This window comes from Rhizobium albus, assembly GCA_030160035.1.
Classification (GTDB): domain Bacteria; phylum Pseudomonadota; class Alphaproteobacteria; order Rhizobiales; family Rhizobiaceae; genus Georhizobium; species Georhizobium albus.
The window spans coordinates 403,831-417,135 of record BSNO01000003.1 but is presented as its reverse complement, the minus strand read 5'-3'; the positions used below and the strand labels follow the sequence as shown (position 1 = coordinate 417,135).

Genomic DNA, 13,305 nt, shown 5'->3' with positions numbered 1-13,305 from the left:
TAGAGCGCTTATCCGGTTGATCGTCGATGAGAATACGTTCGGCGGCGCCACTGCAGCGAACGATCCGCTTCCGATTGCGTGAAGCGGTAGGTGCCGCAGGCCTGCAAACGGGTCCGTTCGCCGAGAGCCTTCGGCCATCGCAGTGGCCACCTTCCCTGAATTGATGATCGAGATGGTTCTGACCACGGGGAACTTCGGCCAGTTGCTTTGATTGGAAGAAGCCTTTCGGAATCTGCCCCTCTGGAAGGCACGGGCCGCGGGCGCTCCTACGGGAGTGAGCTTCGCCTAGCTCCCGCGGCCCACCTGTCGAGGCCGAAAAATGCCGACAATCCAGGAATTTGCGCAGATATCGGAACAAGCTGCTTGCTGGCGACTTGGACACCCATCAGCCGCCTGCGAGCTCATCATGCAAAGAGACCTCAACCCAGACCCTCTTTCTTTCCGCACCGACACCACGCTGTCGGACATTTCGCTTGCCAATGCGGCCTTCTTTTTCGATCTGGACGGCACACTGACGCCGATCATGGAGCAGCCCGAAGATGTGGCGATCCATCCCGCAACGTTGAAGTTGCTGGCGGATATCTACGCGGCGACGAATGGCGCGCTGGCTGTGGTGTCGGGTCGCCCCATAGAAACGCTTCTCTTTCTGCTTGCGCCGCTCGATATTCCCCTCGCCGGCTCACATGGCGTGGAACTGAAGCTGCCAGGCAGCCCGCTTCAACAGGAGGGGGTCGACCTCAAGGGGCTGGCCCACGCCGTGGATGCGATGCGGGCCTTTGCCCGGCATGACAAACGGTTGCGTGTCGAGGTTAAGCCGGCCTCGGTCGCGCTTCACTATCGCCAGGCGCCCGAGCACAAGGATGCTTGCCTTGCTCTGGTGGAGAGCATCGTCAAGGGACATCCCCAGTTGGAAGTCATTCGCGGGAAAATGGTCGTGGAGATCATGGCAGGGAGGGGAGACAAGGGATCGGCCATCGCCAAGCTCGCCACTCTCCCGGCGTTCAAAGGGCGACTATTGGTTTTCGCCGGCGACGATGTGACCGACGAGGCCGGCTTTCGATGGGTCGGAAAACAAGGCGGCATCACCATCAAAGTCGGAACAGGCCCCACCACCGCGACGCAACGTGTCGACGATGTGGCGGCTTTGATCGATTGGATGGGCCAGCTTTCTGAAGCATCCAAGGCTGCAAGTGGGGGCAAGATATGAGCCGGCTCGTCATCGTTTCCAACCGGGTCGCAGACCTGCGCAAGAAGACCCAGACCGGTGGGCTGGCCGTCGGTCTCGCCGATGCTATCCGCAGCCGTGGAGGTCTCTGGTTCGGCTGGAACGGGAAGATCGAGGCCGAGATTCCGGACGAGCCATCGGTCACGGAGATCGGCAACGTCAAAATGGTCTCAGCGCCGCTCACGCGTGAGGATTACGACTGCTTTTATGTCGGCTATGCCAATTCGGTTCTCTGGCCGCTCTTCCACTATCGTCTCGACCTCGTGCGTAATCAGGACGAGGCCTATGCCGGCTATCGGCGCGTCAACGCCTATTTCGCGCGCATGCTGGCGCAGCAGCTCCAACCGGACGACGTCATCTGGATCCACGATTATCAGTTGCTGACGATGGCACTGGAGCTGCGACGGCTGGGTTGCCGCCAACGCATCGGCTTCTTCCTCCACATCCCGTTCCCGCCGCATGACGTCTTGTCGGCATCGCCGCATCATCAAGATCTGCTCGATGCTCTCCTCAGCCATGACCTTGTAGGGTTTCAAACGGAGACCGATCTCGAGAACTTCCGCAATTGCCTGGAGCACATCGAACACCCGGATCGGGCAGAGGCCGAGGCAGATGCGTTTCCCATCGGGATCGACGTGGATGACTTCGCCAAGCTTGCACATCATGCAAGCGACGACGTGCTGCTGGACCGCATCCGACGCGGCATCCTCGGACGCGCTCAGATCATCGGGGTCGACCGTCTCGACTACTCCAAGGGCCTGCCTGAGCGCATGCGCGCGTTCAACCGGCTGCTGGAGCTGTATCCGGAGCACCAGCGCGCAGTCTCCTATCTGCAAATCGCGCCACCGACGCGTGAGGACGTGTCGGCCTATTCAGACATTCGACGCGAGCTGGAAGGTCTCGCAGGGGCCATCAATGGTCGGCATGCCGATTTCAACTGGACGCCGGTCAAGTACATTCACCGCAACGTCGCGCGCGAAAAGCTGGCGTCCTTGTTCCGCACCAGCAATGTCGGTCTGGTGACACCTCTGCGGGACGGCATGAACCTCGTCGCAAAAGAATATGTAGCGGCACAGGATCCGGAAAATCCGGGCGTGCTCGTGCTGTCTCACTTCGCAGGGGCTGCCGAACAGATGCGCGAAGCGCTTCTCGTCAATCCGTACGACACCGATGGCGTCGCAAAAGCGATCCATCACGCGTTGGCCATACCACTCGACGAGCGCCAGGCGCGGCACGCTGCGTTGCTGAAGCGGATCACCGAGCATGATGCGCAGTGGTGGCTCGAGACGTTCTTGGAGCGGCTGGCAGGCTGCGAGCATCCCGCATCGTCTCCCGCTCTCAAGGGCCCTCGCCTGGCAGCCATCTAATCTCCAGGAGCGTTGACCTTTCAGGCGACGGCCGCGCGTTGAGCCGTCGCTTCCGCCCGATCTTCGAGCGCAGCTGAAAACCAGCCGATCGTCTGCAAGAGACCGACCCGGAAGGGAATGCGGGGCTCCCAGCCAAGTAGTTCGCGCGCGCGCCCGATATCGGGGCAACGGCGCTGCGGATCGTCTTGCGGCAGCGGCCGATGAACGATCGCCGAGCGTGTCTCGATCCGCTCCAGCACGACGTCTACCATCTCCCGGATCGTGAACTCTTCGGGATTGCCCAGATTGACGGGCCCGTCCGGCGCAGTTTTAACGTGCATCAACCGCATCAAGCCGTCGACCAGATCGTCGACGAAGCAGAACGACCGCGTCTGGTGTCCTTCGCCATAGATGGTGATGTCCTGATCGGTCAGTGCCTGACAGATGACATTCGACACGACGCGGCCGTCGTCGCTCCTCATGAACGGCCCGTATGTATTGAAGATACGGGCGATCCGGACATCGACCCCTCGTCGCTGGAAGTCGCTGCAGAGCGTTTCCGCTGCGCGTTTGCCTTCGTCGTAGCAGGCGCGCGGCCCGGTGGTGCTGACATTGCCAAGATAGCTTTCGCGTTGCGGATGCTCCTTGGGGTCGCCATAGACCTCGCTGGTCGAGGCCATCACGAGCCGCGCACCCGTCGCCTCGGCGAGCCTGAGCAGCTGGAGCGTGCCGGTGACGCTGGTCATCATCGTGTGGACCGGATCGGCCTGATAATGTGGTGGTGAAGCGGCACAGGCAAGGTTGTAGATTTCATCGACGTGCCCGAGGGCCGGCAGTGGATCGCTGATATCTGCGCGCAAGAATTTGAGCGGCAGTTTCTTGTCGAAGCGCGCCAGATTGGCCATCTCCCCTGTCTGCAGATTATCGACGATGATGACCGAGGCGCCTTCCTGAAGAAGCCTAGCCGTGAGATTGGTACCGATAAAGCCGGCACCGCCGGTGACGAGAACGGTTTTGCCGATCATCGCTGAGATCCTTGAGCATTGGACATGATGGAACGGGCATCCTGGTGCGCTTCATCGAGATATGGCCTCGATGCCGCCTCAGCCGCGTTGCAAACGTAGATTTCGTGGCCGGGCCGCGCCGTCACGGTGAAACCGGCGCTTCTGAGCATCGCTTCGACACCGGCGTGGTTCGGCACCCACCAATTGGTCGGGTCTCCGGCGAAAGTCGTTTCGATAAAGGCCATGGACGGCCACCCACGCTCGCCGAGCCGATCGCGGGTTTGGAAATTCGTTTCCGTCCAGCTGAATGGAGACACGACCTCGTCGCCATGCGTCAGCGTCTGGAAAACCAGAAGCTCGGGCTCAAGACTCTGGATGAGATCGAGCGCCAGCAGCGGATGGCGCAGATGGTAGAAGACGCCCATGAAAAGCACGATGTCGAACTGCCCCGCGTCGAGATTCCCAACCTCGTAGACGGAGGCTTTTTTGAACCTGGTGCAATCGGAAAGCTGCTTGCGTTGCGCCACCCATCGCGCCTGCTCGAGATAGCGATCGTCCATGTCGATGCCGAGCACGTCAGCACCGCGGGCCGCCAGTTCGAAACTGTAGAAGCCGGCATTGCAGCCGATATCGAGAACCGTCTTGCCTGACAAATCCTTGGGAAGAAACGGCGCGATCTGGCGCCATTTGGTCATTGGAAAATCGCCGAAGAAATGATCCGGCGCCGTCTGATGGCCACTTGGAAGATGAATGTTGTGAAACCACGGACCGAGCCGATCGATCTCAGTGGTGAGCGCGGACTGGCTCATCCGATCGCCTCCCTGGCATTGCCGGACGAAGCGAACAAGGCGTCTTCCAGCGTTTGAGCGCGCGCGTCACCCGTATGGTCCTTGAGCACACGCCGGAGGCCGGCTTCGCCGATCGCCTCCGCTTGCGCGACGTCCATGGCGAGCATTGCCACGACATCCTCTGCCGTGCGCGCCACGAGCACCTCACGGTCGGGAGAGAAGAACGCCTCGAGCCCCGGCCAAGCATCGGTGATGACCGGGCGACCGCAGGCGGCTGCCTCGAACAGGCGCACGCTCGGGCTATAGCCGGCGGCGACCATGTCGGCGCGTGTCACATTCAGCGCGAAGCGGAGCGAATTGTAGAACTCGGCATGGCGTGACGGCGGCAGGTGATCGATGCGGTCGATGTTGGACGGCCAGTCGATGTCCGTCGGATATTGCGGTCCGGCGACGATGAAGCGTTCGTTCGGCATCCGTCGCGCCGGCTCGATGAGGAGCCGATCCAGTGTCGGTTGCCGGCTGGGATCATAGGTTCCGAGATAACCGAGCGCGTGAGGTCGTGATGCGTCGATCGGGTGATAGACGGTTGGATCGGCGCTGCAACCAAGCAGGCATACGTCACGCGCGCCGTACCGCTCTTGCAGCCTTTTCAGGATGGGACCGCCGGTGAAGGAAAAATAGATATCGAAGCGCGGGATGATCGCGGGATCGAGATAATCCGCTCCGCCAGCATCGAGTTTGGCGACCGTGACCGGCGTGTCGATATCGTAATAGGCAAGCCGTGGCGCGCCGGATCGTTCGACGAGGTCGACGAGCGCATCCGATTGCTGCACGAAGGATCCGATGATAACGGCGTCTGCATCGCTGAGGTCGGCTTCAACGATCTCGTCGAGGCTGCCATAGAGTCTCAGCGTGCAATAGTCAGGATCCGGCAGATCGCGATGATCGGCATACCACGGCACGTCGGCCTCGTAGAACAGGATCTCGTGGCCGCGGTCGTGGAGCGCCTTTAGAAGACCTCTGTACGTCGTGGCGTGGCCGTTACCCCAGGATGAAGAGAGACTGAGGCCGAAGAAGACGAGTTTCATGCGATCATCCTGTCGTTGCCCGAAGCGTCTGCGAGAAGCGCGCGCAGTTCCCCATCGAGGAGAAGCGCCCGGCTGGCATAAGTGTGGTCTGCAAGAACCCGGCGCCGCGCGGCTTCGCCGATCGCGTTGGCGCGCTCCGGTGTCAGGTTCTGCAAGGTTCGAACGACGTCTTCGGTCCCGTTGACGACCAGAACCTCGACATCCGGCTCCAAAAAGAGTTCCAGCCCTTCCCATGCATCGGTGATGAGGCACGCCCCTGCCCCCGCCGCTTCGAAAACGCGGGTTGCCGGTGAGAATCCGACCGAGGCCATGGCGTCGCGCGAGATGTTCAGCACGGCGAGCGGCGAGCGATTGAAGGCATTGTGGTCCTTCGTGCCGACATGGCCGATGTGGGAAACATTCTCCGGAAGCTGATGCGGCTCCCATCCTGAACCGCCGATGATGAAGCGTCGCTCCGGCAGGCGCCGCGCCGCGTCGAAGAAATACGTGCCGACGCGTGCCTCGCGGTCGGGAAGCCGGTTGCCGAGAAAGGCAAGATCGGCATCAAAGCGCGGGTTGGGCGGCACTGGAAAATGGGTGTCGGGATCAAGCCCGTTATAGACCGGAAGACACCGTTTCGCACCGAGTGCCTCATAGGCGGTGACGACCGGATCGCCGCCCCCATAGGTCAGCACGACATCGAGCTTCGGCAGGATGCGGTGGAGAACCGCATTCGGATCGTCACGCAGCGCCGCAAGCGTCGCCGGCGCATCGACATCCCAGAAGATCTTGAGCGCGTCGCTCCGCGCATGGGTCAGAAGCGCTGCCACAAGTTCATCGTCGAACACGCCGACGCCGCTTGCCTTGACGACAATGTCGGCATTGCGGGCTCCCTCAAGAGCCTCCGCGAGGCCTGAAGGGGTGGCGGCATAGACGACGACGCGCGCCCAGTCCGGCTCATCCATGTCACGGTTCTGTTGCCGGTCGAACGCATCGGGCTCGTAAAACGTGATTTCGTAGCCGAGCGTAGCCAGCGCCTTGAGAATTCCGCGGTAATAGGTGGCGGCCCCGTTCCAGTAGGACGACAGAAGGCTCGAGCCGTAGAACGCGATGCTGGTCATGCGGCACCCCTTTCCGTGTGAGGGGCGTCGAGGTCTTCGACGATCGCGATCAGTTCCGCGGCGCGGTGAGCGCAGCTGTGGCGCGCGAGGATGGTCGCACGGCCACGCTCCGCAAGTTCGTTACGCAGTCCTGCATCTTGTTTCAGCGCGCGCAGATGACGACGCATCTCATCCCCGGAATGGGCGATGAGGTAATCTCCCTTCCGGAAAAGCCTCTCTTCATCTGGCCAGGCTGCCGAGACGAGCGGAATGCCGCAGGCAAGCGCCTCGAACATCCGGATCGTCGGTATGCCCGGCAGGTTCTCGACATAAAAGCGTCGTGGCACATGCACGGTCATGAGATGGTGGGCGAAGAGGTCGGGAGCGTCGACATTGGCGATCCACCCGCCGTAATGCGCGCCGATTTCGCGAAGCCGCGCGCGAGCGTTTTCGGGATAACGGACACCGCGAATGGTCAGCGGCAGGTTTTCTTCCTGCACCGGACGAAAGAGGTAGGTCTCGAGTTCTTCCGTCCGCTCCCCGTCGCCCCAGTTCCCGATCCAGACGACGCCCTCGCGATGCAAACTGTGGCGGGGGTAGAAATGTGATGTATCGGCGGCCTCGTGCCAGGTGAACGCCGTAAATCCCCAGCCGCGATAGACGTCCGACAGGCTTTCACCGAACGCAAGAACAGCGTCGAAATCCTGCAGCAGTTCCCGCTCGATCGATGTGGGGTCGCTGACGGCCCGGTGATGGGTGTCGTGGAAAAGAAGCCGGAAGGTCGAGCCGCGACGTCGTAGGGAGCCGAGGCTTGCGAGCACGTCGCGCTCGGTCCACTCATGCGCGATCACGACATCGGCGCCGTCCACGATGGCTTCGATCTCGGCCGGCCGATAGAACTGGCTGTTCAGATCGGGAAAGGCGCGAAAGAACTTCCCGAGCGCCTCTTCCCCCCGATCATTCTTCAGTTGTGTCAGGCTCCACCCATCTTCAGGCTCGACCACATCGACATCATGGCCGAGCGCGACGAGCGCCCGTACCACGCCGCGGACAAAATGCGCGTTGCCGTGGTTCCAGCACGAACGCAGCGAATGGGTGAAATATACGATCTTCATGCAGTCGCTCCGCTGAGGATGGATCGGGGCACATGGTGGGCGACGAGTTCGGCGTAGAGCGCCGACGTCTCCGCGACCATGCGATCGATCGTGTAGGCCTCTGCCCGTCTTCGGGCGCGCGCGCCGAGTTCGGTCTGCCGTTGCGGTTGGGCGATCAGAGTCTCAATCGCATCGGCAAAGGCGGCAGGATCGCCCGGGGCCGCGAAGATCGCGGCGTCGTTCCAGAGTTCGCGAAAGGTATCGATGTCCGAAAGAACGAGCGCCGAGCCTGCCTGTGCTGCTTCCAGCACGCCAAGCCCGAAGGGTTCGTAGCGGGCAGCGGACACGAAGATACCCGCGCGTTCGAGCCATGAGCGCATCTCCTGCGCCGGAAGTGTCCCGAGCGTCTTGAGGTTGTCGAATTGCGCGCTCGTCGCTCCCGTCATGGGATCGGCGAGCTGTCCCGCCGCATGGATCGGGCGCGACATCAAGCCTGCAGCCGCGTCCAGCGTTGCCGCCCCTTTGGCCTCGTCCCAGAGGCGCCCCGCCGTAAGCACAAGCGAGGTGTTCTTATCCTCAGCCGAGTGTCGGATACCAGTAGACCGACGGCCATTGTGGATCGGGAGGATGCGGATGCTCTCGCCATAGATCCGGCGGGCCGTGTCGCCGAACGACCGGCTGGGGACGATCACCGCATCGGCGCTGCTCAAGGCTCGGCTGACAAAGCCATGCCGCCACGAGAGATCGGCCGGCATCGGTTCGCCAGGCCGGACCGCCTGCCACCAGGACGTGACGCAGGAATGGAGCCCGAGCACCAGAGGCACGTCGTCCGTCGCAGCTATTGCCAACCCCGGACTGTTCAAGTGGATGAGGTCGACGCCGAGAGTCCTCATGAGTGCAAAGAGTGCGGCGCTGGCATCTTTGAGTTCGGATGGATTCGCGACGGTCCAATCGAGCGGCAGATCGAACATGCTGAGCCGGATGCCCGGGACGGCAGCGACGTCATGCTGCTGATGCAGCGCCGGCGCAGGGCCGAGAACGATGAGCTCGACCTCGATGCCGGACGCGGCCAGTGCCTTCGCCAGATCGAGCGTGTAGGTCCAGACGCCGCCGACGGCATCGGTCGTCAGCGCAATCTTTCGTACTTTGCTCGAAGGGTGGTTCACCGGTGCGAGCATGAAGCCTCCAGCTGCGCGAGCGGGAGCGGCATCTGCTCCTGAATATCGCTGAACTGCCGGAAAGCTTCGAGATAATGGGCATGGGCCCGCTCCCAGGCGAGATCGTCGGGTGCGCCCCACAGCTTTCGATAGTCGGGCGAACTCGGATATGGGTAAAGCGGCACGGGATCATTGGCCCATACATCGGCCGCGCGCATCGCCTCACGCCAGCGCTCGACGGTGATCGCGTCATCGCTCACCGTTTCGATCAGGTTCGCCTGCACGAATGGGACGAAGCGCCGTGCGTGGCTGAGCCGATCCGTCAATTCCTCCGTCGTCATGCGGCACTTCTTGTCGAGCGCCGCGCGGCCTTCCACGGTCAGGCTCTCGACGCCCGCTTCGATGGAGACGCAGCCCGCTGCTCCCAGAAGCTCCAGCATGTCCGGCTTCCAGAGATCGATCCGGGTCTGGATGCCGAAGCGCACATCCCGCTCCGCCAGCGCACGCAGGAGCGGCTCCTGCGGGAGGAAAATTTCGTCGATGAAATAGAGGTAGGTGACCCCTTGCGCGATGAGACCGTCGATCTCTTGAAGCAGCGGTGCGAGCGCGCGCCGGCGGTACTTGTCGCGGAAATCGATCTTTGCGCAGAAGGAGCAGTTGTATGGGCAGCCGCGCGAGGCCTCCACTTCGGCGCCCGGACCATCGGCCACGCCATCGAACCGGTGATGATGGTGGTGATGCCGCTTCACCCATTCAGCCGGCCAGGAGAGCGGAGGATGATCGACGAAGGTGCTGGCGCGGGGCCCGCCGCGTGCGACCAGTTCGCCCGCGGTATCGAGCCAGGCCGTTCCGGATACCGCCGCACGATCGAGGTTCGCGGCCACGAGTTCTGCGATCGTTTCCTCGCATTCGCCCATGACGACCAAATCGCATCCGAGCTTTTGCAAGGTCGGCCGAGGTGTTACCGAGCCATGCGGCCCGACCGCGACGGTCATCCCGCCGCGCCCATCGAGATGCGCCAGAAACTCGGCCGGCACCCGCAGCTCGGGTGGCGCACAGCGCCAGAAGAGATAGGTCGGCGCGGTGGCAACGACAGTGACATCCGGCGCGAACGCCGCCACCGCATCGCCGAGAGCCTGGTTGTCACGCTCTTCCAGCTGGCCGTCGAAAATCACTGCCTCATGGCCGGTAGCGAGCAGAAAAGCCCGGGCGTAACCGAGTTCCAGCGGCAGATGCGCTTCGCGGCAGCCGAAATAGATGGAGTTCGTGTAATCCCAGGCGGGATTGACCAGCGCAATGCGCATCTAGAGCACCTCTGAAATGGGATTGGCAGGATGGGAATGCGCTGGCACGACGGCATCTTCCAGCCAGTTGCGCAGCGCCTCGACGCCCCGACGCCAGTCGATGCTCGGCTTCACGCCGAGCTTGTCGGTGAGCCGACTTGTGTCGGAGACGTAGTAGCGTTGATCGCCCTGCCGCCAATCCTCGAACCGCGTATCGACCGCCCGCCCCGTCACGCTTTCGATATGGGCGATCAGACTGCGCAGGCTGACCGCATTGCGCGGCCCGCCGCCGAGATTAAACGCCTCGCCCGAGACGTCGCCGATACGGTCGAAGACGGTACGGTAAGCGCGCACCGCGTCATCCACATGCAGGATGTCGCGCACCTGGTGCCCATCGCCATAGATGGTGATCGGCTCGCCCTTCAGCGCACGGATGAGGAAATGCGCGACCCAGCCCTGATCTTCGGTGCCGAATTGCCGCTGGCCGTAGATGCAGCTCATGCGCAGCACCGCCGTGGGCACCTGATAGCTGCGGGCATAGTCGAGCACATACTGGTCGGCCGCGCCCTTCGAGCAGCCGTAAGGCGTGTGAAATTCGATTGGCCGGCTCTCGCCGACCCCCGACTTGTGCAGCTTGCCGTCGACCGGGCGGTAACCGCCGTCGTTCAACGTCAGCGCGACATCTGCAAGATCACCGTAAACCTTGTTCGTGCTGGCGAAAATGAATGGCACCGGCTTGCGCCGCGTTGCTTCCAGCATGTTGACCGTGCCGGAGAGATTGATGCCGAAATCTTCCACCGGTTCGACGAGGCTCGAGGTGACGGCGACCTGCGCGGCGAAGTGGAAGACACCGGCCGCGTCCCGCATCGCTTCGCGGCAGACATCCACGTCTCGGATATCGCCGATGATCGCGCTTATGCGTTGCGGATGACGCTGCCGAAGCCAGGCGAGATTGCTCTCGACGCCGTCGCGCATCAACGCATCGAGAACAAGCACATCGTGGCCGTCGGCTGCCAGACTTGCCGCCACATTGCTGCCGATGAAGCCGGCGCCGCCGGTAACGACGATGGGCTTGCGCCCGACGATCGCCGGCGCCGGCCGCGCCAGGGACAGCACCTCGGCGAGCAAAGCCGGACCTCCATGCGCCAGAAGCCGCGCGGTCAGCTTCGGATGGCCGGTCTCATCGTGGAGACCGAGATGATAATGCCGTTCGTCGAAATGGTAGCCTTCCTGGCTCGCCACATGGACCGGCAGGTCCCTGAGCGCATACCAGTAGACGCGATCGGCCGTTGACCCCATGGCCTCGAGATAACGCCTGGCCTGAGCCGCTCCATCACGGCGCCAGGTGGAATACCCGGTCTCGGTGATCCAGAATTCGAGGTTCGGGTTGAAGGGGCCGACCGTCGCGCGTGTCGCCGCTAGAAGGTCTTCCCAGCCGTCCCATGCAGCCTCTTCGCTGTCCCACGTTCCGGGAAAGCCGTGGATGCCGACGACATCGAGATGCTCGAACAGTCCGCGTTCGCCCATGACGCGCAGCAGGTTCTGGTCCGTCGGACAAAGACCGCCAAGCACGGCCTTCTTTCCCCGCGCCTTCGTCCAGTGCGCCGCCATGCCCAGCATGGTGCAGAATTTCACCCAGTCGTTATCGAGCCGCCAGTCCCAATCCAGCAGATTGTTGGGCTCGTTCCAGAGTTCCAGCGCCTCGAAATGCGCGCCGTAGCGCGTGATGATCTCGTCGGCGAAGTCTGCAAGCGCCTGGAGGTCCTTCGGCGGGCCGTTTGACTTGCCGTTCTCGGAAAGCGAAGGCGGCGTGTAATGCACGCAAGGCAGAAGCTCGACCTCGGACGAGAGCTTCGGCATCAGCCAGTCGTACCATGCACGCCCCTCCGTCGTGTGATAGTCGGCCCAGGAGAGATGGGTCCGCAGGCGATTGACGCCGATCGCGCGCATCAGGCGCAGCGCGTCGTCTACCGCGTCATGTTCGCCGATGCGGAACCATTCGACGACACCTGGCGCGTCGCGTTCGGGGGTCTTCATGTGACGAGCCCCCGCGCGGCGAGCTCGCTGCTGGCGGCATCCACACGGTCATCCGCCTTCTGGGTCCGAACCCAGTCTGCAAGTTTTGCGAGCCCGTCATCGAGGTTCTGGCGCGGCCGATAGCCAAGCAGAGCTTCAGCCTTGGCAATATCCGCGAAGCAATGGCGGATGTCGCCCGTTCGCACCTTCCGAGTGATGTCTGGCGCGAGGTCTTCCCGGCCCATCACGGCCGCAAACCGGCGCGCGAGATCGCCGATGGAGATCGGGCTGCCGCTCCCGATATTCATCACCTCGCCGGACAATCCAGGCTTATCGAGCGCATCCGCAAAGGCGCGCGCAACATCGTCGACATGCACGAAATCGCGTTGCTGTTCGCCGTCCTCGAAGATCATCGGCGCGCGCCCGTTCAAGAGCCGCGCGGCAAAAATGGCCAGCACGCCCGTGTATGGATTGGACAGCGCCTGCCCCGGCCCGAAGACGTTGAAAAGCCTGAGAGCGACGCTTTCGACGCCGTAGGCCGGCGGCACGATCAGCGTCATCTGCTCCTGCGCGTATTTGTTCAGCGCGTAGACCGATGAGAGCGTCGGGCGCTTCCACTCCGGCGTGGGTATCGGCTGAAGCACCCCGCCACTCGCATCGACCGGATCCCACTGCACGCCGCCATCGACGGCCGATACGCGCCGCGCGTCCTCGACGAGAGCGCCGCTGGAAGCGCGATAAAGACCCTCGCCATAGATGCTCATGGAGGACGCGGTGACGATGCGGCGGATCGGCCGCTTCAGCATCTGCTGGAAGAGGACGGCAGTGCCGAGTTCGTTGACGGCCGTGTATCGCTCGATTTCGTACATGCTCTGGCCGACACCGACTTCAGCCGCGAGATGCACGACGGCATCGATACCTTCGAGCGCTGCGGAAACGGCATCGGCATCCCGAATGTCACCGATCTGCAATTCGATGTCCGCTTCGGCAGCGACGTCCGTTGGGTTGCTGGCTTCGCCGTGAACCTGCTCGTTCATGCTGTCGAGCACCCGCACCCGCGCTCCGCGCGACTGCAATTCGGCGACGACGCGGCGCCCGATGAAGCCCATGCCACCGGTTACGAGAACGTGCTCGGCCATGTCAGCGCTCACCGCGGCATGGATTCACGGCACCGCGGACAGAGAATGGGGAAATACCGTTTTGAGAAAGCATGAAGTGGAGCCTC

General features: G+C 62.7%; 11 protein-coding genes. 2 read left to right on the top strand and 9 right to left on the bottom strand.

All coding sequences use genetic code 11. The features are described 5' to 3' along the window. Positions 1-319 precede the first annotated feature (319 nt). A complete protein-coding gene (gene otsB / locus QQL76_RS09820) occupies positions 320-1,207 on the top strand; it encodes a trehalose-phosphatase (protein ID WP_499207471.1) in 888 nt (295 codons plus the stop codon). Beyond that, positions 1,204-2,592 (top strand): alpha,alpha-trehalose-phosphate synthase (UDP-forming), encoded by a 1,389-nt coding sequence (locus QQL76_RS09815; protein WP_499207470.1) that lies wholly within the window; start codon positions 1,204-1,206, stop codon positions 2,590-2,592. The genes otsB and QQL76_RS09815 overlap by 4 nt, the downstream gene beginning before the upstream one ends. 20 nt (positions 2,593-2,612) lie before the next feature. Here the strand turns inward: QQL76_RS09815 and QQL76_RS09810 are convergent, their stop codons facing one another. Genes QQL76_RS09810 through QQL76_RS09770 form a run of 9 tightly spaced genes read right to left on the bottom strand, consistent with a single transcriptional unit; the run spans position 2,613 to position 13,219 of the window. Continuing rightward, positions 2,613-3,596 (bottom strand): UDP-glucuronic acid decarboxylase family protein, encoded by a 984-nt coding sequence (locus QQL76_RS09810; RefSeq protein ID WP_499207469.1) that lies wholly within the window; start codon positions 3,594-3,596, stop codon positions 2,613-2,615. After that, the gene (locus tag QQL76_RS09805) at positions 3,593-4,384 is read right to left on the bottom strand and encodes a class I SAM-dependent methyltransferase (protein ID WP_499207468.1); all 792 of its coding nucleotides are present in this window, start codon (positions 4,382-4,384) and stop codon (positions 3,593-3,595) included. The genes QQL76_RS09810 and QQL76_RS09805 overlap by 4 nt, the downstream gene beginning before the upstream one ends. Then, complete coding sequence (locus QQL76_RS09800; RefSeq protein WP_499207467.1) at positions 4,381-5,451, bottom strand: CgeB family protein; 1,071 nt, start codon at positions 5,449-5,451, stop codon at positions 4,381-4,383. The genes QQL76_RS09805 and QQL76_RS09800 overlap by 4 nt, the downstream gene beginning before the upstream one ends. Next, positions 5,448-6,551: a CgeB family protein gene (locus tag QQL76_RS09795; RefSeq protein WP_499207466.1), complete on the bottom strand. Its 1,104-nt coding sequence runs from the start codon at positions 6,549-6,551 to the stop codon at positions 5,448-5,450. The genes QQL76_RS09800 and QQL76_RS09795 overlap by 4 nt, the downstream gene beginning before the upstream one ends. Beyond that, positions 6,548-7,645: a CgeB family protein gene (locus tag QQL76_RS09790; RefSeq protein WP_499207465.1), complete on the bottom strand. Its 1,098-nt coding sequence runs from the start codon at positions 7,643-7,645 to the stop codon at positions 6,548-6,550. The genes QQL76_RS09795 and QQL76_RS09790 overlap by 4 nt, the downstream gene beginning before the upstream one ends. Continuing rightward, entirely contained in the window at positions 7,642-8,802 is a 1,161-nt protein-coding gene (locus QQL76_RS09785) for a glycosyltransferase family 4 protein (RefSeq protein WP_499207464.1), read from the bottom strand. The genes QQL76_RS09790 and QQL76_RS09785 overlap by 4 nt, the downstream gene beginning before the upstream one ends. After that, positions 8,787-10,085 (bottom strand): TIGR04295 family B12-binding domain-containing radical SAM protein, encoded by a 1,299-nt coding sequence (locus QQL76_RS09780; protein ID WP_499207463.1) that lies wholly within the window; start codon positions 10,083-10,085, stop codon positions 8,787-8,789. The genes QQL76_RS09785 and QQL76_RS09780 overlap by 16 nt, the downstream gene beginning before the upstream one ends. Further along, positions 10,086-12,101, bottom strand: a complete 2,016-nt coding sequence (locus QQL76_RS09775) for a Rossmann-fold NAD(P)-binding domain-containing protein (RefSeq protein ID WP_499207462.1) — start codon at positions 12,099-12,101, stop codon at positions 10,086-10,088. It lies immediately after the preceding gene. After that, a complete protein-coding gene (locus QQL76_RS09770) occupies positions 12,098-13,219 on the bottom strand; it encodes an NAD-dependent epimerase/dehydratase family protein (RefSeq protein WP_499207461.1) in 1,122 nt (373 codons plus the stop codon). Before QQL76_RS09770 ends, QQL76_RS09775 begins: the two co-directional genes overlap by 4 nt. Positions 13,220-13,305: the final 86 nt, after the last annotated feature.